Origin of the sequence: Stenotrophomonas oahuensis, from assembly GCF_031834595.1 — a bacterium.
In the GTDB taxonomy this organism is placed as follows: domain Bacteria; phylum Pseudomonadota; class Gammaproteobacteria; order Xanthomonadales; family Xanthomonadaceae; genus Stenotrophomonas; species Stenotrophomonas oahuensis.
In genome coordinates this window covers 2615433-2638767 of sequence record NZ_CP115541.1, presented here as the reverse complement: position 1 = coordinate 2638767, position 23335 = coordinate 2615433, and the positions used below count along the sequence as shown (strand labels likewise).

The window sequence follows — 23335 nt, the reverse complement described above, 5'->3', positions numbered from 1 at the left end:
GAGCGCTGCAACCGGGGACACCTGACACTCACTGATGCGTCTGTCACTGACATCGCTGGCACTGGCCATCGCGCTGAGCGGCTGCTCGCCCTCGCCGTCATCGCTATTGGCCAGCCCTGCGCATGCCGCCGCAGCGGACAAGACCGACACCAGCGCGCCGTTCCCCTATGCCGAAGCGGATATCAGCGAACTGCAGGCGCAGATGGCTGCAGGCGAACTGGACAGCGTCACCCTCACCCGCGCCTATCTGGACCGCATCGCCCGGCTGGACCGCGCCGGACCGCGCCTGAATTCCGTGCTGGAGCTCAACCCGGACGCCCTGAAGGAAGCGGCAGCGCTGGATGCCGAACGCCGCCGTGGGCAGCTGCGCGGGCCCCTGCATGGCATTCCGCTGCTGCTGAAGGACAACATTGGCGCGCGCCCGATGGGGACCAGCGCCGGGTCTCTGGCCCTGGCTGGCTTCCGTCCGGACGATGCCTTCCTGGTCACCCGCCTGCGCGCGGCCGGGGCCCTGATCCTGGGCAAGACCAACCTCAGCGAATGGGCCAACTTCCGTTCCAGCCAGTCGGTATCGGGCTGGAGCGCGCGCGGCGGGCAGACCCGCAATCCCTACCGCCTCAGCCACAGCCCGTGCGGTTCCAGCAGCGGCAGTGCGGTGGCAGTGGCGGCCAACCTGGTGGCGGCGGCGGTCGGCACCGAGACCGACGGCAGCATTGTCTGCCCGGCTGCGGTGAATGGCATTGTCGGACTGAAGCCCACCGTCGGGCTGGTCAGCCGCGATGGCGTGGTGCCGATCTCGTTCAGCCAGGACACCCCTGGGCCGATGACCCGCAGCGTGTCCGACGCGGCGGCCCTGCTGACCGCCATGGCCGGCCGCGACGACGCCGATCCGGCCACCGCGACCCGACCGGGCCAGGCCGTGTACGACTACACCGCGCGGCTGAAGGACGGTGGCCTGCGCGGCGCGCGCATCGGCGTGCTGTACGGGTCGCTGGACACCCAACCGGGCGTTGCCCCCGCCCTGCAGCATGCGGTCGCCGTGCTGCGCGATGCGGGTGCGGTGGTGGTCCCGGTGCGCCTGCCCACCCAGGACCAGTGGGAAGCCGCGGAGCGGATCGTGCTGCTGCACGAGTTCAAGGCCGGCATGGCCCGCTACCTCTCCACCCAGCAGGCCCCGGTGCGCGACCTGGACGCCATCATTGCCTTCAACCGCACACACGCAGACAAGGAACTGGTGCTGTTCGGCCAGGACCTGATGGAGAGCGCCGCGCAGGCCGGCGCGCTGGGCAGCCCGGAGTACATTGCGGCGCGCACCGAGGCGCGCCGGCTGGCGGGCCCCGAAGGTATTGATGCGGCACTCAAAGCCGAGCGCCTGGATGCGCTGGTGGCCCCGACCACCGGTGCCGCGTGGCCGCTGCGCAGCGGCGAGGCCGATGCATTTCCCGGCGGCAACTACAGTGCCGCCGCCGTGGCGGGTTACCCCAGCATCAGCGTGCCGATGGCGCACGTGAACGGGCTGCCGCTGGGGTTGCTGTTCATGGGCACGGCGTGGAGCGAACCGCGCCTGATCGAGCTGGCCTACGACTACGAACAGCGTACCCGGGCGCGGAAGCCACCGGCATTCAAGACCGAGGCGTTGATCCGGTAACGTCCACGGCCGGTTCGCCGTCCTCTGCCCCAGGCGAGCGCACGTGCCCCGCAGGCCGCCCGCGTGCGGCCTGCAGCGCCGGATCCGGCTGTTCCAGCAACTCGGCACGCGTACGCGGCAGCGCCTGTGGGTGCTCGCGGGCGAGGAAATCCAGCATGCGCTCGCGCACGATGCAGCGCAGGTCGAAGGCATCGCCCGAGTTGCGGGCGCTGACCAGCAGGCGCACCTGCAGGGTGTGCTCGCTGGTTTCGGTGACCTGGGTGACGCAGACACGTCCGTCCCACAGTTTTTCGCTGTGGCAGATGCGCTCCAGCTCGGCGCGGATCGCACCGATCGGGGCGCGGTAATCCAGCCACAGGAACGCCGTGCCGAGCAGGTCGGCGCTGCGCCGGGTCCAGTTCTGGAACGGGTTCTCGATGAACCAGGTCAACGGCACCACCATGCGACGTTCGTCCCATACGCGCACCACGACATAGCTGCTGCCGATCTCCTCCACACGGCCCCACTCGCCTTCGACAATGACCACGTCATCGAGCCGGATCGGCTGGGTCAACGCGATCTGCAGGCCGGCAATCAGATTGCCGAACACCGGCTTGGCCGCGATACCGGCGACCAGGCCGATGATGCCCGCCGACGCCAGCAGCGCGGTGCCGATCTGCCGCACCATCGGGAAGGTCAGCAGCACCATCGAGATCCCGACCAGGATGATCGCGCCCATCAGCACCCGGCTCAGCACCCGGGTCTGGGTATGGATGCGACGCGCGGCCAGGTTGTCGGCCACATCGATGCGATGCTCGCGCAGGATGGCCTGCTCGCCGGCCGCGACTACGCGCACCAGGAACCAGACGAAACAGGCGGTGAGGCCGATATGCAGCAGGCGTAGTGCCTGGTCAAGCCAGCGGTCCTGCAGCGGGGTCGCTTCCAGCGCGGGAATGAGCACCAGCAGCGGCAGTGCGAAGGCCAGCGGTCGGCTGATCACACGGGCGATGCGCGCGCGCCGGTACTCACGCCCTTTCAGGCGACGGGTGAGTGCCATCAGCAGCCACCAACTGGTGATGCCGATGAGCAGGGCGATGCCGATCGGCCACAGGTATTCGGCGGCCAGGGTCCAGTCGACGTGCATGCAGGCTCCTGTGGGGGGAGAGCCCTTACCCTGCCAGAGCGGCGATGATCGATTTGTTACGCGGACTGCTTGCGCACGATCGCCATCGCAATCTCCAGCGACTGCTCATAGTTCAGGCGTGGATCCACGGTGGACCGGTACGCCCGCTCCAGGTCGCGCTCGGTCAGCTCACGCGCGCCACCGGTGCACTCGGTGACATCCTCACCGGTGAGCTCCAGATGCACGCCGCCCAGTCGCGTACCGGCCGCGGCATGCAGGTCGAAGGACAGCTCCACCTCGCTGCGCACGTTGTCGAACCGGCGCGTCTTGAAGCCATTGCTGGTGCTTTCGGTATTGCCGTGCATCGCATCGCAGACCCACAGCACGCGGCGGCCATCGCGCTTCACCGCATCCAGCAGCGGCGGCAGCTTCTCGGCGATCTGCGCCGCGCCCATGCGGTGGATGAAGCTCAAGCGGCCGGGTTCGTCGTCAGGATTCAGAACATCGATCAGACGCAGTAGCTGATCAGGCTGCACTGACGGGCCGACCTTGATCGCAATCGGATTACGCACGCCACGCAGGTACTCCACATGCGCACCATCCAGCGCGGCCGTGCGCATGCCGATCCAGGGGTAATGCGTGCTCAGGTTCAGCCAGCCCTGCTGACGCGGCACCTGCCGGGTCAGTGCCTGCTCGTAGGGCAGTAACAGCGCTTCATGCGAGGTGTAGAAGTCAATCCGGTTCAGGTTGTACACCTGGGTGCCGGACAGGGTTTCCATGAAGCGGACGGCGTCGCCGATTGACGACACCATCTTCTGGTAGTCGGTGGCCAGCGGCGAGTGACGTACCCACTCCAGGTTCCAGTATTCGGGGTGGTGCAGGTCGGCGAAGCCGCCATCAATCAGTGCGCGCACGAAGTTCATGGTCATCGCCGAATGCGCATGCGCCTGCAGCATCCGACGCGGATCCGGCAGTCGCGCAGCTTCGGTGAAATCGGGCGCGTTGATGACATCGCCACGGTAACTCGGCAAGGTGACGCCATCGCGGGTTTCGGTGTCGGCCGAGCGCGGCTTGGCGTACTGGCCCGCAAAGCGCCCTACGCGGATCACCGGCTTGCGCATGCCGTGCACCAGCACCAGGCTCATCTGCAGCAGCACCTTGAGCCGGTTGGAGATGGTGGTGCTTTCGCAGTCGCTGAAGTTCTCGGCGCAATCACCGCCCTGCAACAGGAAGCGCTTACCCTCCTGTGCCTCGGCCAATTGGCGCTTGAGCGACAGGATCTCCCACGAGGTCACCAGCGGCGGCAGCCGCTTCAGTTCATGCAGTGACGCATCCAGCGCGACCGGATCGGGATAGGTCGGCATCTGCAGCGCCGGCCGGCTGCGCCAGCTCTCCGGCGACCAGTCGGTCGGCAAAGCGGCAGAAGCGTTGGCAGGCGTAGAGGCGTTCATCGGAATATCCAGTCAGGTCAGCAGTACAGAAGAATCAATAGCGGCGTGGCGGCTTGCGGAACGACACCACCAGCGCCCACAGGCCCAGCAGCACGAACCAGACCAGGCTCCACATGGGCATGGTAAGCCCGAGGAAGGCCCAGTCGATGTTGCCGCAGTTGCCGGTGCCGGTCAGCACGGTGCGGAACACCTCGAACGGCCCCATGGTCTCGCTCAGGAACGACAGCGGCGGCCCGCAGCTGGAGCCCAGGTCCTGCGGCAGCATCTGCACGTACACATGGCGGCCGGCAATGCCGATGCCCACCGCGGCGGCGATGAAGGCCAGCACGCCGTAGGTGATGCGCCCGGGCCGGTCACGCGGCCCATGCAGTGCGCCGATCAGGAACAGCAGGCCGAGCGCGGCAAACGCGATGCGCTGGAAGATGCACAGCGGGCACGGCTCCAGGCCCATCTTCAACTGCATGAAGATGGCAAAGGCCAGCAGCCCGGCACAGATCAGGAACCCCAGGAAGAACTGGGCGCGGTAAGGCCAGCGCAGTGGATTCATTGCCAACACACTCGTGAAAGTCAGGTGTCAAGATTAACAGGGTGGTGTTGTGTCATGGCTGCGGCGGATTGCCGTATGTCGGTGGGTTGGTCGCGTAGAGCGGGTTGCTCGTCATTTCTACGTGCTGGGCGGGGCTGAGGCACCCCCGTCGCGCGGTCCGGCCGACCCGTGAGACACGCATGGCGTGTCACTACGGGCATCCATGCCGTGGAGTGTCCCTCCAGGGGATACCTCAGCCCCACCCCGATGGATGGCTGGCCACGGATGGGAAGGCAGGAGCAGGAGCAGCCGGGCAAGCCCGGCTCTACAAGAGCCTGCGTCAGGTTGCGGCCTTCCATGCCCGGCCGATGGGCCCTGTGAGCACCGACGAACTTTCGGGGGCAGCTTCGGGAGGGGGTATGCGGGACCGTAGAAAACATGGATGTTTTCTACGAGCCCCCATGGATGGGTTCACGGCGTGTCCCGCATACCCCCTCCCGAAGCTGCCCCGCACTGGACTACGACGCCCTAGCGCCTTACGCGCCAGAAATGAAAAACCCGGCACAAGGCCGGGTCTCTCAGCAAATCTTGAAAACCTGACGGAGGCTCAGCCTTCGACGGCTTCAGCAACGGCCGGACGGTCGACCAGTTCGACGTAGGCCATCGGGGCGTTGTCGCCGGCGCGGAAGCCGCACTTCAGCAGACGCAGGTAGCCGCCCGGACGGGTCGCGTAGCGCGGGCCCAGGATGGTGAACAGGTTGCCCACGGCTTCGTTGTCGCGCAGACGGGCGAAGGCCAGACGGCGGTTGGCAACCGAGTCAACCTTGGCCAGGGTGATCAGCGGCTCGGCAACGCGGCGCAGTTCCTTGGCCTTCGGCAGGGTGGTCTTGATCAGCTCGTGCTTGAACAGCGAGGCAGCCATGTTCTTGAACATCGCTTCGCGGTGGGCGCTGGTACGGTTGAACTTGCGGCCGGATTTCTGGTGACGCATGGGTGTGATTCCTTAAAGAATGTTGGATCGGTTGTGGTTCGCTGTCGCCTTCCCGGCGTTCAAACTTGGACTGCGGTTGGTCCGATGCCGGCCCTCCTGGCCGACCGTCACCGCAGGCTGTGCGCCTGTCGGTGCGAGGTACTGCGGTAAAGCCCCCGCACCCGAAGGTGCGGGGTAAAACTGTTGCGCTGGATCAGCCGAGCATGCCGTGCTGGGCAACACCGGCCGGCGGCCAGTTTTCCAGCTTCATGCCGAGCGAAAGGCCGCGCTGTGCCAGCACTTCCTTGATCTCGGTCAGCGACTTCTTGCCCAGGTTCGGGGTCTTCAGCAGCTCCACTTCGGTCTTCTGGATCAGATCGCCGATGTAGTAGATGCTTTCGGCCTTCAGGCAGTTCGCCGAACGCACGGTCAGTTCCAGGTCGTCGATCGGGCGCAGCAGCACCGGATCCACGCCGTTGTTGGCCGGCTTGGCCGCACCGCGGTCGCGGTGGGTGAAGTCACCGAACACCGACAGCTGATCGCTCAGGATGTCGGCGGCGGTGCGCACGGCTTCCTCGGCGTCGATCGTGCCGTTGGTTTCGATATCCAGGACAAGCTTGTCCAGGTCGGTGCGCTGTTCCACACGCGCCGCTTCCACCGAGTACGCCACGCGGCGGACCGGGGAGAACGAAGCGTCCAGGACCAGACGACCGATCGCACGGGTTTCTTCGTCCGGACGACGACGTGCAGCCGCCGGCTGGTAGCCGAAGCCGCGCTCGACCTTCAGACGCATGTTGATCGCCGTGTCCTTGGTCAGGTGGCAGATCACGTGGTCGGCGTTCAGGATTTCGACGTTGTGGTCGACCTTGATGTCGGCCGCAGTGACGACACCCGGACCCTGCTTGGACAGGGACAGCGTGGCGCTGTCGCCGGTGTGCATGCGGATGGCCACGTCCTTCAGGTTGAGCAGGACTTCAAGCACATCTTCCTGCAGACCTTCCAGCGTGGTGTACTCGTGCAGCACGCCGTCGATTTCAACTTCCGTGATGGCGAAGCCCGGAATGGACGACAGCAGCACGCGACGCAGGGCGTTGCCCAGCGTATGCCCGTAACCACGCTCCAAGGGTTCGATGACGACCTTGGCGCGGGTGTCGGTAAGGCGTTCGATCTGCGGACCGCGAGGACGCAGAACCTGGTTGGCGGTAACCGTCATGTTTGCGGGTTCTCCTAGTGAACACCCCGGCCGTCGCCGGGGGTTCTCCAATGTGAATTACTTCGAATACAACTCGACGATCAGCGCTTCGTTGATATCCGCAGGCAGGTCCGAACGATCCGGAACCGCCTTGAAGATGCCGGCGAACTTGGCCGCATCGACTTCAATCCACGACGGACGCAGGTCGTGCGAGCTGGACACGGTCAGGGCTTCCTGCACGCGCAGCTGCTTGGCCGCCTTTTCCGACAGGGCGACAGCGTCGCCGGCCTTGACCTGGTACGAAGCCAGGTTCACCGACTTGCCGTTCACGGTTACACCGCGGTGCGAGACCAGCTGACGGGCAGCCGGACGGGTCACAGCGAAGCCCATGCGGTAGACGACGTTGTCCAGACGGGTTTCCAGCAGCTGCAGCAGGTTCTCGCCGGTGTTGCCCTTCTTGGTCGAGGCCTTCTTGTAGTAGTTGCGGAACTGACGCTCCAGCAGGCCGTAGATACGCTTGACCTTCTGCTTCTCACGCAGCTGGGTGGCGTAGTCGGACAGCTTGCCCTTGCGGGCGGTCGCGCCGTGCTGGCCGGGCTTCTGCTCCAGCTTGCACTTGGAGTCCAGCGCACGGGCCGGGCTCTTGAGGGAAAGGTCGGCGCCTTCGCGGCGGGCGAGCTTACAGGTAGGACCGATATAACGAGCCATTTCTTATCGCTCCTTTAGACGCGACGCTTCTTCGGCGGACGGCACCCGTTGTGCGGGATTGGCGTCACGTCGATGATGTTGGTGATCTTGTAGCCCACGTTGTTCAGCGAGCGCACGGCCGACTCACGACCCGGACCCGGGCCCTTGATGCGGACTTCCAGGGACTTGACGCCGTAGTCGAGCGCGGCACGGCCGGCCTTCTCGGCAGCCACCTGGGCAGCGAACGGGGTGGACTTACGCGAACCGCGGAAGCCAGCGCCACCGGAGGTCGCCCACGACAGAGCGTTGCCCTGACGGTCGGTGATGGTCACGATGGTGTTGTTGAAAGAAGCGTGGACGTGGGCAACGCCGTCAGTGACGACGCGCTTGATCTTCTTCTTGGTCTTAGCGACGGGCTTAGCCATTTCTTAGGTCCCTTACTTCCTGATCGCCTTGCGCGGGCCCTTGCGGGTGCGGGCGTTGGTACGGGTGCGCTGGCCGCGCAGCGGCAGGCCACGACGGTGACGCAGACCGCGGTAGCAGCCCAGGTCCATCAGGCGCTTGATCGCGATACCGATTTCACGGCGCAGATCGCCTTCCACGATGTACTTGGCCACTTCCGAGCGCAGACGCTCGATTTCCGGCTCCGACAGATCGCGGATCTTGGTGGTCGAAGTGACGCCTGCGGCTTCGCAGACCTTCTTCGAACGGGTACGGCCGATGCCGTAAATGCTTTGCAACCCGACCCAGACGTGCTTCTGGGCTGGCAGGTTGACGCCTGCAATACGCGCCATGACGCGGTTCTCCAGCTGAGTGATGGCCGACAGCGCACACAAGGTGCGCCAATCCGGCAGGATGGATCAAAAAAGTTAACTAGCGATACTAACAAGGTTCCGGTTTACTTGGAAGTCCGTGAAACCTGAAAGGTTTCATGAACCCGGCCCAGGGAGTGTGCCCAGGCTCCGGCGCCGGACCAGGTTGACCCCGGAACAAGCCACTTGCGTGCCCTGCCCCGGTGCCGCCCGCGCTACTCCCGCGCGGGACGACCCGATCACACCCCCACCCGGAACCGCTGCGGGGGCCGCCCTTCGTTTGTGTGGCCAGGTCCGCGAAGCGGAGGACCATCACGTCAGGAAGACGATAGTGTAACAGCCGAATCAGCCGCGAGCAAAGCCGCCGCGGTTGCCACCCTTCAGGTTGGCCTTCTTCAACAGGCTTTCGTACTGGTGCGACATCAGGTGCGCCTGGATCTGGGCAATGAAGTCCATCACCACCACCACCACGATCAGCAGCGAGGTGCCGCCGAAGTAGAACGACGCATTCAGCTGGGTGCGCATGATTTCCGGCAGCAGACAGACGATGACCAGGTAGGCCGAGCCGGCTGCGGTCAGGCGGGTCAGCACGCCGTCGATGTAGTCGGCGGTCGCCTTGCCCGGACGGATGCCCGGAATCAGCGCGCCCGACTTCTTCAGGTTGTCGGCGGTTTCCTGCGAGTTGAACACCAGCGCGGTATAGAAGAACGCAAAACCGGTGATCAGCACGGCGAACACGATCATGTGCAGCGGCTCAGCCGGGCCCAGCGCGTTGGCGAGCTTCTGCAGCCAGGTCGCCGAACTGGCCTGGCCGGACCACATGGCCAGGGTGGTCGGGAACGCCAGGATGCTGGAGGCGAAGATCGCCGGAATCACACCCGCCATGTTCAGCTTCAGCGGCAGGAACGAGGTCTGGTTCATGTACGCATTGCGACCGCCCTGGCGACGCGCGTAGTTCACCGTGATGCGGCGCTGGCCGCGCTCGACGAACACCACGAAGAAGGTGAAGACCAGCACCACCAGCGCGATCAGCAGCAGCTGGATGAACTGGATGTTGCCATCCTGGTAGGCCTCGAAGGTGTGGATGACCGCACCCGGCAGACCGGCCACGATACCGGCGAAGATGATCAGCGACACACCGTTGCCGATGCCGCGTTCGGTGACCTGCTCGCCCACCCACATCAGGAAGATGGTGCCGGCGGTCAGCGCGACCACGGCGGTGAGCACGAAGCCCATGCCCGGGGTGTACACGACCGGCGCACCGCTTGGGGACAGCTGGTTCTGCAGCGCCAGCGCGATGCTGCCGCCCTGCACCACCGCCAGAAGCACGGCGCCGATGCGGGAATACTGGGTGATCTTGCGACGGCCGGATTCACCCTCCTTCTGCAGCGCCTTCAGCGCCGGGAAGATGTGGACGGCCAGCTGCATCACGATCGATGCCGAGATGTACGGCATCACGTTCAGCGCGAAAATGCTGAAACGGTGCAGGGCGCCGCCCGAGAACATGTTGAACATGTCCACGATACCGCCGCCCTGCGCCTGCATGAGCTCAAGCATGGCATTGGGGTTGACGCCCGGCACCGGCACATAGCAGCCGATGCGGTAGACGATCAACGCCCCGAGAACGAACAACAGACGCTGGCGAAGTTCCGTGAACTTGCCGAGCCCGCCGCCGAGGTTACCAATGCCAGCTTGCGCCATGTCTTACTCCTGTACGCTGCCGCCGGCAGCTTCGATCGCGGCCTTGGCACCGGCCGTTGCAGCAACACCCTTCAGGGTGAACGCCTTGGTCACTTCGCCCTTGACGACGATCTTGGCCTTCTTGGCGGTGCTCGGCACCAGCTTGGCGGCGCGCAGCGCGGCGAAGTCGATCTCGCCGCCTTCCAGACGATCCAGCTGATACAGCAGCACTTCAGCGGTGTCCTTGGCGATCGCCGAACGGAAGCCGATCTTCGGCAGACGACGCTGCATGGGGGTCTGGCCGCCTTCGAAGCCAGCCTTGATCTTGCCGCCACCCTTACGGGCGAACGAACCCTTGTGGCCGCGGCCGGCAGTCTTGCCCAGGCCCGAACCGATACCGCGACCGACGCGGGTGCGCTCGGTGCGGGCGCCCGGTGCCGGGCTCAGATCATTGAGACGCATGGTCATTGGATTATTCCTCAACCTTGACGAGGTACTGGACCTTGTTGATCAGGCCACGAACCTGCGGGCTGTCCTTCAGCTCACGCACGTCGTTCAGCTTGTTCAGGCCCAGGGCGCGCACCGACAGACGGTGCTTGGACTGGGTGCCGCGCAGGCCACCTACCAGACGGACCTTGACGGTCTTGTTGGACGCATCAGCCATGGTTGAGTTCCTCCACCTTCTTGCCGCGCTTGGCCGCGATGCGGGCCGGCGACTGCATGTCGGTCAGACCCTTCAGCGTGGCGCGAACCAGGTTGATCGGGTTACGCGAACCGACGGCCTTGGCCAGCACGTTCTTCACGCCAACGGCTTCCAGCACGGCGCGCATGGCACCGCCGGCGATCACACCGGTACCTTCCGAAGCCGGCATCATGAACACGCGGGCTGCGCCGTGGCCAGCCTTGACCGGGTGCCACAGGGTGCCGTTGTTCAGATCGACGGTGGCCAGGTTCTTGCGGGCCTGCTCCATCGACTTCTGGATGGCGACCGGCACTTCGCGGGCCTTGCCATAACCGAAACCGACCTTGCCTTCGCCGTCGCCGACCACGGTCAGGGCGGTGAAGGTGAACTGACGGCCACCCTTGACGGTCTTGCTGACGCGGTTGACCGCGACCAGCTTCTCGATCATGCCGTCGTCGACTTTCTCTTCGCGGTTACGGTCGCGATCGCGACCCCGCTGCTGACGTTCTTCTGCCATGTTGATTCCTTGATTGATTGGGTATGTACGGCTCAGGGCCGCTTATAGCTGTGAAGTGAAGCGGTGAATCGAGCGCCCCTGCAGAAGAAGGACGTCGCCCGGCACAGCCCGTGCCGGCAGGCAGGCGGAAGCGGGGCAAAACCCCGCTTCCTTATCCCTTAGAACTGCAGGCCGCCTTCGCGGGCTGCGTCGGCCAGTGCCTTGATGCGGCCGTGGTAGCGGTAGCCCGAGCGGTCGAAAGCGACCTTCTCGATGCCCGCAGCCTTGGCGCGCTCGGCGACCAGCTTGCCCACCTTGGCGGCGGCGTCGCTGTTCTTGCCGTTCTTCAGGCCTTCCTTGACGTCGGCCTGGGTGGTGTTGGCCGCAGCCAGCACCTTGGAGCCGTCGGCGGTGAAGACCTGTGCGTACAGGTGCTGACCGGTGCGCAGCACCGACAGACGCGGCACGCCCAGTTCGCGGATGTGTGCACGGGTCGACTTGGCGCGACGCAGACGAGCGATGTTCTTGTTCATGATCTTGGTCCTTGAAAGCTGAAGGGCTGGCGGGAAACGCCTTACGCCTTCTTGGCTTCCTTACGAATGATGACTTCGCCGGCGTACTTCACACCCTTGCCCTTGTAGGGCTCCGGCGGACGGTAGCCACGGATCTTGGCAGCCACTTCACCAACCTGCTGCTTGTCAGCGCCCTGGACCAGAATTTCGGTCTGGGTCGGGGTGGTGATGGTGATGCCTTCCGGTGCGACGAACACGACCGGGTGCGAGAAACCGAGCGACAGGTTCAGGTCCTTGCCCTGCATGGCAGCGCGGTAACCCACGCCGACCAGTTCAAGCTTGCGCTCAAAACCTTCGCTCACGCCCTTGACCATGTTGGCCAGGATGGCGCGCACGGTGCCGGTCAGTGCGACCAGGCTTGCATCGTTGGCGGCCAGAGTGGCAACGCCGTCTGCAACGGTAATTTCAACGCCAGCTTTCTTCGGCAGCGACAGGGTGCCCTTCGGGCCCTTCACGCTGACGGATTCCGGCTGGATGTTCAGTTCAACGCCCTTGGGCAGGTTGACCGGCTTCTTGGCTACGCGGGACATAGTGGACTCCTTCTCGCCTTAGGCCACGAAGCACAGGACTTCGCCGCCGACGCCCAACTGGCGCGCCTGCGCATCAGTCATGATGCCCTTGGAGGTGGAAATGATGGCAATACCCAGGCCGTTCAGGACCTTCGGCAGTTCAGCCTTGCCGCGGTACTGGCGCAGGCCCGAACGCGAGAAGCGCTTCAGGGTCGCGATGACCGGCTTGCCTTCGAAATACTTCAGGACGATTTCGAGTTCGGCCTTGTTGTTTTCGGTCTTGGTCACGCGCAGGTCGGTGATGTAGCCCTCGGCCTTCAGCACTTCTGCGATTGCAACCTTGATCTTGGAGGACGGTGCCTTCACCGTCTGCTTGCCAACCGCGGCCGCATTCTTGATGCGTACCAGCAGGTCGGCGATGGGATCAGTCATGCTCATTAGTCAAACCCTTTGAGTGCACCGATATCCGCTTTCGCGAAAATCTTGCTTGTAGTCCTGGGATGGGCCAGGCCCCTCTTACACACACCCTGCCCCGCAGGACGGGACAGAAGCGGGAGTATACGACAAAAAGAGCCCGACTTGCGTCGGGCCCTTTCGGGAGGAGATGAACCTGAATGAATTCATCTCCTATCCAGGGATTGCTCCCCTATTACCAGCTTGCCTTGCGCAGGCCCGGCACGTCGCCGCGCATGGTGGCTTCGCGCAGCTTGTTACGGCCGAGGCCGAACTTGCTGTACACGCCACGCGGACGGCCCGACAGCTCGCAACGGTTGCGGTGGCGGCTCGGCGACGAATCGCGCGGCAGCTTCTGCAACTTGATCACGGCTTCTGCCTTTTCGTCGTACGAAGCGGTCGTGCTGGAGATGATCTTCTTCAGCTCTTCGCGCTTGCCGGCGTACTTGGCAGCGAGCTTGGCACGCTTCAGATCGCGGTTGACCATGGAGGTCTTAGCCATTTCGATATCCTCGACGTATCAGTTACGGAACGGGAACTTGAACGCTGCGAGCAGCGCCTTCGCTTCCGCGTCGGTCTTGGCGGTGGTGGTGATGGCGATATCCATACCGCGGATCGCGTCGACGGCGTCGAAGTCGATTTCCGGGAAGATGATCTGTTCCTTCACACCCATGTTGAAGTTGCCGCGACCGTCGAAGGAACGACCGGAAACACCACGGAAGTCGCGCACGCGCGGCAGCGAGATGTTGATCAGGCGATCCAGGAACTCATACATCTTGGCACGACGCAGCGTGGTCTTGCAGCCAATCGGCCAGCCATCACGGATCTTGAACGAAGCCACCGAAATACGGGACTTGGTCACGACCGGCTTCTGGCCGGAGATCTTGGACATGTCAGCAACGGCATTTTCCAGGATCTTCTTGTTGGTCGCCGCTTCGCCGACACCCATGTTCAGGGTGACCTTGACCAGCTTCGGGACCTGCATCGGATTGGTGTAGCCGAACTGCTTCATCAGCGCCGGCACCACTTCGTCCTTGTAGAACTTTTCGAGACGGGAAGTCATCTTCTCATTCCTCAGGCGTCGAGCGCCTCACCGCTGGAGCGGAACACACGCAGTTTGCGTCCATCCTCCAGCACCTTGAAGCCAACGCGTTCGCCCTTGCCCGAAGCCGGGTTCAGCACATTCACGTTGGAGATATGGATCGACGCTTCACGCTCGACCACGCCGCCGGCAACGCCTGCCTGCGGGTTCGGCTTGGTGTGGCGCTTGACGATGTTCACGTTGGCGACGATCACACGATCGCCGTCGACGCGGACGACTTCGCCCTGCTTGCCCTTGTCCTTGCCGGTGTTGACGACGACCTGGTCGCCCTTCTTGATACGGTTAGCCATGATTATCTCCTGTCGCTCACAGCACTTCGGGAGCGAGCGAGACGATCTTCATGAACTTCTCGGAACGAAGTTCACGGGTCACCGGCCCGAAGATGCGGGTGCCGATCGGCTCTTGCTTGTTGTTGAGCAGGACCGCGGCGTTGCCGTCGAAACGGATCAGCGAGCCGTCGGCGCGACGCACACCCTTGCGGGTACGCACCACGACGGCGTCATACACTTCACCCTTCTTGACCTTGCCGCGCGGGATCGCATCCTTCACGGTGACCTTGATGATGTCACCGATGTGCGCGTAACGGCGCTTGGAACCACCCAGCACCTTGATGCACATCAGTTCCTTGGCACCGGAGTTGTCCGCGACGTCAAGGTAGCTCTGCATCTGGATCATGATTCAGATCTCCTTATTGAGCCGCACGCGTGATGACTTCCACCACGCGCCAGTTCTTGGTCTTGGACATCGGAGCAATCTCGGTCACGCGCACGACGTCGCCTTCATTGCAGGCGTTGTCGGCATCGTGAGCGTGCAGCTTGGTCGAGCGCTTGATGTACTTGCCGTACAGGGCGTGCTTGACCTGGCGTTCCACCAACACGGTGACCGTCTTGTCCATCTTGTTGCTGACGACACGGCCTTCGACCGTGCGCAGCGTCTTTTCGTTGTTATCGCTCATAGCGGCCGTCCTTACTTCTTGCTGCCGAGCAGGGTCTTGACGCGAGCAATCTCGCGGCGGACCCGGCGGGTTTCGTGAGTCTTCGGCAGCTGCCCGGTGACCTGCTGCATGCGGAGCGAGAACTGCTCCTTACGCAGATCGGTCAGGTGGGCGTTCAGTTCGTCAGCCGACTTTTCGCGAAGTTGTTTGATGTCCATCAGCGCACCGTCCGGGTCACGAAAGTAGTGGTCACGGAAAGCTTGGCGGCAGCCAGGCGGAACGCCTCACGTGCCACGTCTTCGCCAACGCCTTCAATTTCATAGATCATGCGGCCGGGCTGGATCTGGGCCACCCAGTATTCCACGTTGCCCTTACCAGAACCCATTCGGACTTCGATGGGCTTCTTGGTGATCGGCTTGTCGGGGAACACACGGATCCACATCTTGCCACCGCGCTTGACGTAGCGGCTGATCGAACGGCGAGCCGCTTCGATCTGACGCGCGGTCAGCTGACCGTGGGCGGTTGCCTTGAGGCCGTATTCGCCGAAGCTGACAGCGTTGGCGCTCCAGCTCAGGCCATCATTACGGCCCTTGTGTACCTTGCGGTATTTGGTTCGCTTGGGTTGCAACATTGCCGTTACCTCGCTTCACGAGCCGGGCGCTGACGGTCACCGCGGTCGCCGCGATCGTTACGATCGTTGCGCGACGGGGTGTCGTCCTGCTTTTCCTGGCCAACCTGGGAGAAATCGAAGACTTCGCCCTTGTAGATCCAGACCTTGATGCCGATGATGCCGTAGGTCGTCTTGGCTTCAGCGAAGCCATAGTCGATGTCGGCACGCAGCGTGTGCAGCGGCACGCGGCCTTCGCGGTACCACTCCGAACGGGCAATTTCTGCACCATTCAAACGGCCACCGACGTTGACCTTGATGCCCAGGGCACCCAGGCGCATCGCGTTGCCGACCGAGCGCTTCATTGCACGGCGGAACATGATGCGACGCTCCAGCTGCTGCGCGATCGACTCGGCAACCAGCTGTGCGTCCAGCTCGGGCTTGCGCACTTCGGTGACGTTGATGTGCGCCGGAACGCCCATCATGTCGCTCACTTCCTTGCGCAGCTTCTCGATGTCCTCACCGCGCTTGCCGATCACCACGCCCGGACGGGCGGTGTGGATCGTCACGCGAGCGGTCTTTGCCGGACGCTCGATCAGGATCTTGCTGATGCCGGCCTGCGCGAGCTTCTTGCGCAGCATGTCCCGCACCTTCAGGTCGGCTGCCAGGTAACCGGCAAACTCGGCCTTGTTGGCGTACCACTTGGAGTTCCAGTCCTTGGAAATGCCGAGGCGGATACCAATCGGATGAACTTTATGACCCATGGTTTTTTCCTTTCCGCTTACTTGCCGGCGCCCACAACCACAGTGATGTGGCTGGTGCGCTTGAGGATGCGGGTACCGCGGCCTTTCGCCCGCGCCATGAAACGCTTCAGGGTCGGACCTTCATCAACCATGATGGTCTGAACCTTCAGCTCGTCGACGTCGGCGCCCTGGTTGTTCTCGGCATTGGCAATAGCCGACTCCACCACCTTCTTGATCAGGTGGGCAGCCTTCTTGTCCGAGAACTTCAGCAGGTTGACCGCACGCTCGGCCGGCAGACCGCGCACCTGGTCAGCGACCAGACGAGCCTTCTGCGGGGAGATGCGCGCAGTGCGCAGGATTGCTTTCGCTTCCATTGTCATCTCTCCTTACTTGCCCGACTTCTTGTCAGCACCATGACCCTTGAAGGTCCGGGTGATGGCAAATTCGCCGAGCTTGTGACCGACCATGTTCTCGTTGACGAGCACCGGAACGTGGGCCTTGCCGTTATGAACGGCGATGGTGATGCCTACCATGTCAGGCAGGATCATCGAACGACGCGACCAGGTTTTGATCGGCTTCTTGCTACCCGCAGCGGCCTCCACCTTCTTGACGAGGTGGTGATCGACGAACGGGCCTTTCTTGAGTGAACGTGCCATGGTCGATTAGCCCCTACGATCGCGGACGATGAACTGCTGGGTGCGCTTGTTCTTGCGCGTCTTGTAACCCTTGGTCGGAACACCCCACGGGGTGACCGGATGCGGGTTACCCTGGCCGGCCTTCGCCTCACCACCACCGTGCGGGTGGTCAACCGGGTTCATGGCAGCACCACGAACGGTCGGGCGGACACCGCGCCAACGCTTGGCGCCAGCCTTGCCCAGCTTTTCCAGGTTGTGCTCGTCGTTACCGACTTCACCGATGGTGGCGCGGCACTCGACCGGCACCTTGCGCATTTCACCCGAGCGCAGGCGCAGGGTGGCGTAGATGCCTTCACGAGCGACGAGCTGCACGGCAGCGCCGGCGGCACGAGCGATCTGGGCACCCTTGCCCGGCTTCAGTTCGATGCCGTGGACAGTGGTACCAACCGGGATGTTGCGCAGCGGCAGGGTGTTGCCGGTCTTGATCGGCGCGTCCGAACCTGCGATCACCTGGTCACCGGCCTTCAGGCCCTTCGGTGCGATGATGTAGCGACGCTCGCCGTCGACGTAGCACAGCAGGGCGATATGGGCGGTGCGGTTCGGATCGTATTCGATGCGTTCCACGCGCGCCGGAATGCCTTCCTTGTTGCGCTTGAAGTCGATGACACGGTAGTGCTGCTTGTGACCACCGCCCACGTGACGGGTGGTGATGCGGCCGTGGTGGTTACGACCACCGGACTTGCTCTGCGGCTCCAGCAACGCTGCGTGCGGTGCGCCCTTGTGCAGATCGGGCGTGACCACGCGCACGGCCGAACGACGGCCTGCGGAGGTGGGCTTGAATTTCATCAATGGCATGGGATGTACCTCAGGCCTTGGCCGTTACATCGATGGACTGGCCATCGGCGAGACGCACGTATGCCTTGCGCCAATCGCCGCGACGGCCGTTGCGGTTACGGAAGGACTTGTTCTTGCCCTTCACGTTCAGCACGTTGACCGACTCGACCTTGACTGCGAACAGCTGCTCCACCGCGGCCTTCACATCGGCCTTGGTCGCTTCGTTCGACACTTCAAAGACATACTGGTTGGAGACTTCCTGCAGACGCGCGGTCTTTTCCGAGACACGCGGGGCACGCAGCACGCTGAAGATTTTTTCGTTGCTGTTCATGCCAGCCACTCCTCGACCTTCTTGACCGCGTCAGCGGTGATGACGACCGTGTCGGCACCGACCAGGGAGACCGGATCCAGGCCCTGCACGTCACGCACTTCCACGTAGGGAACGTTGCGCGCCGACAGGTACAGGTGTTCCGATGCGTCCTCGGTGACGATCAGCGGGCGCTTGCCCACTTCCAGGCCGGCCAGCTTGGCGATCAGACCCTTCGTGCTGGTCGCTTCGACGTCGAAGGACTCCACGATGGTCAGACGGCCCTGACGGTTCAGCTCGGACAGGATCGCGCACATGGCGGCACGGTACTGCTTGCGGTTGACCTTCTGCTCGAAGCTGCGCGGCTTGGCCGCGAAGGTGACGCCACCGCCGACGAAGATCGGAGCCGTCAGCGCGCCATGACGCGCACCGCCGCCCTTCTGCTTCTTCGACTTCTTGGTGGTGCCAGCCACTTCGGAGCGAGTCTTCTGTGCCTTGGTACCGGCGCGACCGGCGTTGCGGTAGGCAACGACGACCTGGTGAACCAGATCTTCGCTGAAATCGCGACCGAACACGGCTTCGGAGACCGAGACCTTGTTGTTGCTACCCGTGATAACGAGTTCCATCGTCATCTCTCCTTATGCCTTGCTCGCCGGACGGACGATCACGTCACCACCCGCAGCGCCCGGAACGGCACCACGAATCGCGATCAGACCGCGTTCGACGTCGACCTTGACCACTTCCAGGTTCTGCGTGCTCTGCTGCACGGCACCCATATGGCCCGACATCTTCTTGCCCGGGAAAACGCGACCCGGGGTCTGGCGCTGACCCAGCGAACCCGGCGCGCGATGCGACAGCGAGTTACCGTGGGTTGCATCGCCCATACGGAAGTTGTAGCGCTTGATGGTGCCCTGGAAACCCTTACCCTTGGTGACACCCTGGACGTCGACCTTCTGGCCAACTTCGAAGATGTCCGCCTTGACTTCGCCGCCAACGGCGAAATCGCCGAGCTGCGCGTCTTCAACGCGGAATTCCCACAGGCCGCGACCAGCTTCCACCTTCGCCTTGGCGAAGTGGCCGGCTTCCGGCTTGTTGACCAGGGCAGCGCGACGCGCGCCGACGGTCACCTGCACGGCGCTGTAGCCGTCAGCTTCGACGGTCTTGATCTGCGCGATGCGGTTCGGGGTGGCTTCAATCAAGGTCACCGGGATGGCGCGGCCATCATCGGTGAAAACGCGGCTCATGCCAGCCTTGCGGCCCACGAAGCCCAACGAATACTTCTTCGTCATGGTCGTAGTCCTCAGGTCAGCTTGATCTGAACGTCGACGCCGGCAGCCAGTTCGAGCTTCATCAGCGCGTCCACGGTCTTGTCGTTCGGGTCAACGATATCGAGCACGCGCTTGTGCGTGCGGGTCTCGTACTGGTCACGCGCGTCTTTGTCGACGTGCGGGGAGACGAGGATGGTGTAACGCTCGATCTTGGTCGGCAGCGGGATCGGGCCACGCACTTGCGCGCCGGTCCGCTTGGCCGTTTCTACGATCTCGCTGGCCGAGCGGTCGATCAGACGATGATCGAATGCCTTCAGCCGGATACGGATCTTTTGGTCCGCCATGACGGTGGTTCCTTCGTTAAAAGAGCGACAGACAAGGCCTCTGGGTTGCCTTGTCCCATGAATATCCTGAATGCGAACGTCGCACAGTCCCGTGCGACGCCAAGATCTTTCCGTAGACCTCAAAAGCCGAGGCAGACCGATTGCTCGATCTGCCCAGACGAAAAAGTATAGCGCGCATGCAAGGCGGCGGTCAACAGTCGCCTGTTGACACTGCCTGAATGGCACGACCCTTCCTGGTCCGGGGAACACGAGGAGCATCCTGCGCCTCTTTTCCCATTTAATTACGCCCCGATGCCCTACCCAGGCAACATCGGGGCGCAGATTCTAACAGATTACGCGATGATCTTGGAGACCACGCCGGCACCGACGGTACGGCCACCTTCGCGGATTGCGAAGCGCAGGCCTTCGTCCATGGCGACCGGGTTGATCAGGGTGACGACCATCTTGATGTTGTCGCCCGGCATGACCATTTCCACGCCTTCCGGCAGTTCAACCGCACCGGTGATGTCGGTGGTACGGAAGTAGAACTGCGGGCGGTAGCCCTTGAAGAACGGGGTGTGACGGCCGCCTTCGTCCTTCGACAGCACGTACACTTCGGCGTCGAAGGTGGTGTGCGGCTTGATCGAACCCGGCTTGGACAGCACCTGGCCACGCTCGACGTCGTCACGCTTGGTGCCACGCAGCAGCAGACCGGCGTTGTCACCTGCCTGACCCTGGTCCAGCAGCTTGCGGAACATTTCCACGCCGGTGACGGTGGTCTTCTGGACCGGACGGATACCGACGATTTCGATTTCGTCGCCGACCTTGATGATGCCGCGCTCGATACGACCGGTCACCACGGTGCCGCGGCCCGAGATCGAGAACACGTCTTCCACCGGCATCAGGAACGGCTTGTCGATGTCGCGTTCCGGTTCCGGAATCCAGGAATCCAGCGCCTCAACCAGCTTGATCACGGCCGGCACGCCGATGTCGCTCTGGTCGCCTTCCAGCGCCAGACGAGCCGAACCCGCGATGATCGGGGTGTCGTCGCCCGGGAAGTCGTACTTGCTCAGCAGTTCACGCACTTCCATTTCGACCAGCTCGAGCAGCTCGGCGTCGTCGACCATGTCAGCCTTGTTCAGGAAGACCACGATGTACGGCACGCCGACCTGACGCGACAGCAGGATGTGTTCGCGGGTCTGCGGCATCGGGCCGTCAGCGGCCGAGCACACCAGGATCGCGCCGTCCATCTGGGCAGCACCGGTGATCATGTTCTTGACGTAGTCAGCGTGGCCCGGGCAGTCAACGTGGGCGTAGTGACGGGTCGGGGATTCGTATTCGACGTGCGCGGTCGAGATCGTGATGCCACGTGCCTTTTCTTCCGGCGCGGCGTCGATCGCGGAGTAATCCTTGAACTCGCCACCGAAGCGCTCGGCACCGATCTTGGTCAGTGCGGCGGTCAGCGTGGTCTTGCCGTGGTCGACGTGGCCGATGGTGCCGACGTTGACGTGCGGCTTGGTGCGTTCGAACTTACCCTTTGCCATTGTTGTATACCTTGAATATCAGAAAAAAGAAGGGAGGGAAGACCCGAGCTTACGCTCAGGCCTTCTTGATCACGGTGTCGGCGATGTTCTGCGGAGCCGGCTCGTAGTGGTCGAATTCCATGGTGAAGGTGGCGCGACCCTGGGTCTGCGAACGCAGCGAGGTGGCGTAACCGAACATTTCACCCAGCGGGATCATCGCGTTGATGATGCTGGCCGAACCGTCACCGGTGGTGCTCGAGCCCTGCAGCACGCCACGACGGCGGCTGACGTCGCCCATCACGTCACCCTGGTAGTCTTCCGGGGTCACGATTTCGACCTTCATGATCGGCTCCAGCAGCACCGGCTTGGCCTTGGCGAAGCCCTGCTTGAAGGCCATCGACGAAGCCAGCTTGAACGCCATTTCCGACGAGTCAACGTCGTGGTACGAGCCGAACACCAGCTTGACCTTGACGTCCACCACCGGGAAGCCAGCCAGCGGACCGCTGGTGATGGTTTCGCGCAGGCCCTTTTCAACCGACGGGATGAATTCCTTCGGAATCACGCCACCGGTGATGTCGTTGATGAACAGGAAGTCGTCCTTGATGTTCGGAGCGATCTTCGGATCAGCACGGTCTTCAGCGGTGATCGGCGACAGTTCGATCACGACGTGACCGTACTGACCCTTACCACCGGACTGCTTGGCGTGCTTGTAGTCCGACTTCACGTCCGACATCTGGATGGTTTCGCGGTAAGCCACCTGCGGCTTGCCGACGTTGGCTTCCACGTTGAACTCGCGCTTCATGCGGTCAACGATGATGTCCAGGTGCAGCTCGCCCATGCCCGAGATGATGGTCTGGCCGGATTCTTCGTCGGTCTTGACGCGGAACGACGGATCTTCCTGGGCCAGACGACCCAGGGCCAGACCCATCTTTTCCTGGTCCGACTTGGTCTTCGGCTCAACCGCCATCGAGATCACCGGCTCCGGGAACACCATGCGCTCCAGGATGATCGGGTGATCCAGCGAGCACAGGGTGTCGCCGGTGGTGGTGTCCTTCAGGCCCACGGCAGCGGCGATGTCACCGGCCAGCACTTCCTTGATCTCTTCGCGATCGTTGGAGTGCATCTGCAGGATGCGGCCGATGCGCTCCTTCTTGCCCTTGACCGAGTTCATCACCTGGTCGCCAGCATTCAGGGTGCCCGAGTACACGCGGAAGAAGGTCAGCGCGCCCACGAACGGGTCGGTGATGATCTTGAAGGCCAGCGACGAGAACGGAGCCTTGTCGTCGGACTTGCGGCTCATTTCCTTGGTTTCGTCATCAACGTCGGTACCGGTCACGTCCGGCACGTCGATCGGCGACGGCAGCAGCTGCACCACGCCGTCCAGCATGGCCTGCACGCCCTTGTTCTTGAACGCCGAACCGCAGTACATCGGCACGATTTCGGTGGCCAGGGTGCGGGTGCGCAGCGCGTTGATGATTTCAGCCTCGGCCAGCTCTTCGCCGCCCAGGTACTTTTCCATCAGGTCTTCGCTGGCTTCAGCCGCGGCTTCGATCATGTAGGTGCGGGCTTCTTCAGCCTCGGCCTGCAGGTCTGCCGGGATGTCCAGGTACTCGAACTTCATGCCCTGGCTGGCTTCATCCCAATGGATGGCCTTCATCTTGACCAGGTCGATCACGCCCTTGAAGTTGTCTTCGGCGCCGATCGGCAGCTGCATCGGAACGGCGGTAGCACCCAGCTTGGCGCGCAGCTGTGCGGCGACCTTCTGGAAGTTGGCACCGGTACGGTCCATCTTGTTGACGAAGGCGATGCGCGGCACCTTGTAACGGTTGGCCTGACGCCACACCGTTTCCGACTGCGGCTGCACGCCACCGACGGCACACAGCACGAACACGGCACCGTCGAGCACGCGCAGCGAGCGCTCCACTTCGATGGTGAAGTCAACGTGCCCGGGGGTGTCGATGATGTTGAAGCGGTGTTCCGGCAGGGACTTGTCCATGCCGCGCCAGAAGGCGGTGGTGGCAGCGGACTGGATCGTGATGCCACGCTCCTGCTCCTGCTCCATCCAGTCCATGGTGGCGGCGCCGTCGTGCACTTCACCGATCTTGTGGCTCTTGCCGGTGTAGAACAGGATGCGTTCGGACGTGGTGGTCTTGCCGGCATCGATGTGAGCCATGATGCCGAAGTTGCGGTAACGCTCGATGGGAGTAGTGCGGGCCACGGGAGCCTCTCAAATTTCGTGGATTTCGGATGGCCGAACGCCGCCTTGCGGCGGCCTTCGG

Annotated in this window: 33 protein-coding genes; 1 reads left to right on the top strand and 32 read right to left on the bottom strand. The window is 63.3% G+C overall.

Annotation, left to right across the window (positions count from 1 at the left end):
- The first annotated feature begins 34 nt into the window (after positions 1-34).
- A complete protein-coding gene (locus PDM29_RS11635; RefSeq protein WP_311190301.1) occupies positions 35-1648 on the top strand; it encodes an amidase in 1614 nt (537 codons plus the stop codon).
- Here the strand turns inward: PDM29_RS11635 and PDM29_RS11630 are convergent.
- From PDM29_RS11630 to fusA, 32 genes are all read right to left on the bottom strand, one after another.
- On the bottom strand, positions 1623-2771 hold the full coding sequence (locus PDM29_RS11630) for a mechanosensitive ion channel family protein (RefSeq protein WP_311190300.1): 1149 nt from the start codon (positions 2769-2771) through the stop codon (positions 1623-1625). The genes PDM29_RS11635 and PDM29_RS11630 overlap by 26 nt on opposite strands.
- Before the next feature lie 56 nt (positions 2772-2827).
- A complete protein-coding gene (locus PDM29_RS11625; RefSeq protein WP_425508669.1) occupies positions 2828-4201 on the bottom strand; it encodes a class II 3-deoxy-7-phosphoheptulonate synthase in 1374 nt (457 codons plus the stop codon).
- Between the two features lie 34 nt (positions 4202-4235).
- Positions 4236-4748 carry a disulfide bond formation protein B gene (locus tag PDM29_RS11620; protein WP_125358528.1) on the bottom strand — a complete coding sequence of 171 codons (513 nt, stop codon included), beginning with the start codon at positions 4746-4748 and terminating at the stop codon, positions 4236-4238.
- Positions 4749-5334: 586 nt separating this feature from the next.
- Positions 5335-5718: a 50S ribosomal protein L17 gene (rplQ, locus tag PDM29_RS11615; RefSeq protein ID WP_311190299.1), complete on the bottom strand. Its 384-nt coding sequence runs from the start codon at positions 5716-5718 to the stop codon at positions 5335-5337.
- 193 nt (positions 5719-5911) lie between these two features.
- Positions 5912-6910: a DNA-directed RNA polymerase subunit alpha gene (locus tag PDM29_RS11610; RefSeq protein ID WP_311190298.1), complete on the bottom strand. Its 999-nt coding sequence runs from the start codon at positions 6908-6910 to the stop codon at positions 5912-5914.
- A gap of 57 nt (positions 6911-6967) precedes the next feature.
- Positions 6968-7597: a 30S ribosomal protein S4 gene (gene rpsD / locus PDM29_RS11605; protein WP_125358536.1), complete on the bottom strand. Its 630-nt coding sequence runs from the start codon at positions 7595-7597 to the stop codon at positions 6968-6970.
- Positions 7598-7611: 14 nt separating this feature from the next.
- Positions 7612-8001 carry a 30S ribosomal protein S11 gene (gene rpsK / locus PDM29_RS11600; RefSeq protein ID WP_017355427.1) on the bottom strand — a complete coding sequence of 130 codons (390 nt, stop codon included), beginning with the start codon at positions 7999-8001 and terminating at the stop codon, positions 7612-7614.
- Between the two features lie 12 nt (positions 8002-8013).
- On the bottom strand, positions 8014-8370 hold the full coding sequence (rpsM, locus tag PDM29_RS11595; protein WP_125358539.1) for a 30S ribosomal protein S13: 357 nt from the start codon (positions 8368-8370) through the stop codon (positions 8014-8016).
- Between the two features lie 363 nt (positions 8371-8733).
- Entirely contained in the window at positions 8734-10089 is a 1356-nt protein-coding gene (gene secY / locus PDM29_RS11590) for a preprotein translocase subunit SecY (protein ID WP_311190297.1), read from the bottom strand.
- 3 nt (positions 10090-10092) lie between these two features.
- Positions 10093-10536, bottom strand: coding sequence for a 50S ribosomal protein L15 (rplO, locus tag PDM29_RS11585; protein ID WP_311190296.1), 444 nt, complete (start codon positions 10534-10536; stop codon positions 10093-10095).
- Between the two features lie 4 nt (positions 10537-10540).
- On the bottom strand, positions 10541-10732 hold the full coding sequence (gene rpmD / locus PDM29_RS11580) for a 50S ribosomal protein L30 (RefSeq protein ID WP_125358548.1): 192 nt from the start codon (positions 10730-10732) through the stop codon (positions 10541-10543).
- Positions 10725-11267: a 30S ribosomal protein S5 gene (rpsE, locus tag PDM29_RS11575; RefSeq protein WP_125358551.1), complete on the bottom strand. Its 543-nt coding sequence runs from the start codon at positions 11265-11267 to the stop codon at positions 10725-10727. The genes rpmD and rpsE overlap by 8 nt, the downstream gene beginning before the upstream one ends.
- A gap of 158 nt (positions 11268-11425) precedes the next feature.
- Positions 11426-11779: a 50S ribosomal protein L18 gene (rplR, locus tag PDM29_RS11570; protein WP_017355421.1), complete on the bottom strand. Its 354-nt coding sequence runs from the start codon at positions 11777-11779 to the stop codon at positions 11426-11428.
- 41 nt (positions 11780-11820) lie between these two features.
- Positions 11821-12348: a 50S ribosomal protein L6 gene (rplF, locus tag PDM29_RS11565; RefSeq protein WP_311190295.1), complete on the bottom strand. Its 528-nt coding sequence runs from the start codon at positions 12346-12348 to the stop codon at positions 11821-11823.
- A gap of 18 nt (positions 12349-12366) precedes the next feature.
- Complete coding sequence (rpsH, locus tag PDM29_RS11560; RefSeq protein ID WP_125358557.1) at positions 12367-12765, bottom strand: 30S ribosomal protein S8; 399 nt, start codon at positions 12763-12765, stop codon at positions 12367-12369.
- A 211-nt stretch (positions 12766-12976) separates the two neighbouring features.
- Positions 12977-13282 carry a 30S ribosomal protein S14 gene (gene rpsN, locus PDM29_RS11555; RefSeq protein ID WP_125358560.1) on the bottom strand — a complete coding sequence of 102 codons (306 nt, stop codon included), beginning with the start codon at positions 13280-13282 and terminating at the stop codon, positions 12977-12979.
- An 18-nt stretch (positions 13283-13300) separates the two neighbouring features.
- The gene (gene rplE, locus PDM29_RS11550; protein ID WP_125358563.1) at positions 13301-13843 is read right to left on the bottom strand and encodes a 50S ribosomal protein L5; all 543 of its coding nucleotides are present in this window, start codon (positions 13841-13843) and stop codon (positions 13301-13303) included.
- A gap of 11 nt (positions 13844-13854) precedes the next feature.
- Complete coding sequence (gene rplX, locus PDM29_RS11545) at positions 13855-14172, bottom strand: 50S ribosomal protein L24 (RefSeq protein WP_017355416.1); 318 nt, start codon at positions 14170-14172, stop codon at positions 13855-13857.
- A gap of 16 nt (positions 14173-14188) precedes the next feature.
- Entirely contained in the window at positions 14189-14557 is a 369-nt protein-coding gene (gene rplN, locus PDM29_RS11540) for a 50S ribosomal protein L14 (protein ID WP_125358566.1), read from the bottom strand.
- Between the two features lie 13 nt (positions 14558-14570).
- A complete protein-coding gene (gene rpsQ / locus PDM29_RS11535) occupies positions 14571-14837 on the bottom strand; it encodes a 30S ribosomal protein S17 (RefSeq protein WP_282297143.1) in 267 nt (88 codons plus the stop codon).
- An 11-nt stretch (positions 14838-14848) separates the two neighbouring features.
- Positions 14849-15034 (bottom strand): 50S ribosomal protein L29, encoded by a 186-nt coding sequence (gene rpmC, locus PDM29_RS11530; protein WP_125358571.1) that lies wholly within the window; start codon positions 15032-15034, stop codon positions 14849-14851.
- A complete protein-coding gene (gene rplP, locus PDM29_RS11525; RefSeq protein ID WP_125358574.1) occupies positions 15034-15447 on the bottom strand; it encodes a 50S ribosomal protein L16 in 414 nt (137 codons plus the stop codon). Before rplP ends, rpmC begins: the two co-directional genes overlap by 1 nt.
- A 5-nt stretch (positions 15448-15452) precedes the next feature.
- On the bottom strand, positions 15453-16187 hold the full coding sequence (rpsC, locus tag PDM29_RS11520) for a 30S ribosomal protein S3 (protein WP_311190294.1): 735 nt from the start codon (positions 16185-16187) through the stop codon (positions 15453-15455).
- A gap of 17 nt (positions 16188-16204) precedes the next feature.
- Positions 16205-16540 carry a 50S ribosomal protein L22 gene (gene rplV, locus PDM29_RS11515; RefSeq protein WP_080375339.1) on the bottom strand — a complete coding sequence of 112 codons (336 nt, stop codon included), beginning with the start codon at positions 16538-16540 and terminating at the stop codon, positions 16205-16207.
- Between the two features lie 12 nt (positions 16541-16552).
- Positions 16553-16822, bottom strand: a complete 270-nt coding sequence (rpsS, locus tag PDM29_RS11510) for a 30S ribosomal protein S19 (protein WP_311190293.1) — start codon at positions 16820-16822, stop codon at positions 16553-16555.
- Positions 16823-16828: 6 nt separating this feature from the next.
- Complete coding sequence (gene rplB, locus PDM29_RS11505) at positions 16829-17656, bottom strand: 50S ribosomal protein L2 (RefSeq protein ID WP_125358583.1); 828 nt, start codon at positions 17654-17656, stop codon at positions 16829-16831.
- Between the two features lie 10 nt (positions 17657-17666).
- On the bottom strand, positions 17667-17966 hold the full coding sequence (gene rplW, locus PDM29_RS11500) for a 50S ribosomal protein L23 (protein ID WP_125358585.1): 300 nt from the start codon (positions 17964-17966) through the stop codon (positions 17667-17669).
- Positions 17963-18568 carry a 50S ribosomal protein L4 gene (gene rplD, locus PDM29_RS11495; protein WP_125358588.1) on the bottom strand — a complete coding sequence of 202 codons (606 nt, stop codon included), beginning with the start codon at positions 18566-18568 and terminating at the stop codon, positions 17963-17965. Before rplD ends, rplW begins: the two co-directional genes overlap by 4 nt.
- 12 nt (positions 18569-18580) lie before the next feature.
- The gene (rplC, locus tag PDM29_RS11490) at positions 18581-19231 is read right to left on the bottom strand and encodes a 50S ribosomal protein L3 (RefSeq protein ID WP_282297146.1); all 651 of its coding nucleotides are present in this window, start codon (positions 19229-19231) and stop codon (positions 18581-18583) included.
- Between the two features lie 11 nt (positions 19232-19242).
- The gene (gene rpsJ, locus PDM29_RS11485) at positions 19243-19554 is read right to left on the bottom strand and encodes a 30S ribosomal protein S10 (RefSeq protein WP_010341589.1); all 312 of its coding nucleotides are present in this window, start codon (positions 19552-19554) and stop codon (positions 19243-19245) included.
- 332 nt (positions 19555-19886) lie between these two features.
- On the bottom strand, positions 19887-21077 hold the full coding sequence (gene tuf / locus PDM29_RS11480; protein ID WP_311190285.1) for an elongation factor Tu: 1191 nt from the start codon (positions 21075-21077) through the stop codon (positions 19887-19889).
- A gap of 55 nt (positions 21078-21132) precedes the next feature.
- Positions 21133-23274 carry an elongation factor G gene (fusA, locus tag PDM29_RS11475; RefSeq protein WP_311190292.1) on the bottom strand — a complete coding sequence of 714 codons (2142 nt, stop codon included), beginning with the start codon at positions 23272-23274 and terminating at the stop codon, positions 21133-21135.
- Between the last annotated feature and the right edge of the window lie 61 nt (positions 23275-23335).